Below are 651 nucleotides of genomic sequence, written 5' to 3' on the forward strand. Positions count from 1 at the left end.
CATCCCGACCGACCAGATCAATTCGCAGCGCATCAGCACGTCGACGTCGTTGACGCATCAGGAGCGCGGGTTCCACCTGTTCGGGCTGCCGCTGTCGGGCGAGACCAAGCTCGCGTACGACTTCACGCGCGAGCAGGCGTTCCTGCCGGTCGATATGCCGGGCGGCATACCGACGCGCAACGATTCCGCGCTCTCGCTGCATCAGTCGGCGACGCTCGGCAGCGTGACGATGTTCCTCGCCGGGCGACATGAAATCATCGCCGGGCAGTCGGTGAATACGGGTAACGCGGCGCTGTCGTGGGCGATCACGCCGGTGTATACGGCGCGCGTGTCGTACGGCAATGCGTTCAAGCTGCCGACGTTCAACGACCTCTACTACCCCGGCTACGGCAATCCGGATCTCAGCCCGGAACGCAACACGTCGGTCGAGGCCGCGGTCGATGCGAACACGTCGTACGGCACGTTCACGGCCGCGATCTACGACACGCGGGTCACCAACCTGATCGCGTACAACCCGGCGACGTTCTCGCCGATGAACATCGGTCGCGCGCATATTCGCGGGATCGACCTGTCGTACAAGGGGACGATCGGCCGCTCGACGCCGGTGAGCGTCGCGGTCGGGATCCTCAATCCGCAGGACGAGACCAACGA

At 64.8% G+C, this 651-nt stretch carries 1 protein-coding gene; it reads left to right on the forward strand.

Annotated elements, in window-relative coordinates:
* On the forward strand, positions 1 to 651 hold a 651-nt coding region (locus L810_RS43385), incomplete at both ends, for a TonB-dependent receptor domain-containing protein (RefSeq protein ID WP_042978487.1).

Origin of the sequence: Burkholderia sp. AU4i (assembly GCF_000466765.1) — a bacterium.
Lineage (GTDB): Bacteria > Pseudomonadota > Gammaproteobacteria > Burkholderiales > Burkholderiaceae > Burkholderia > Burkholderia cepacia.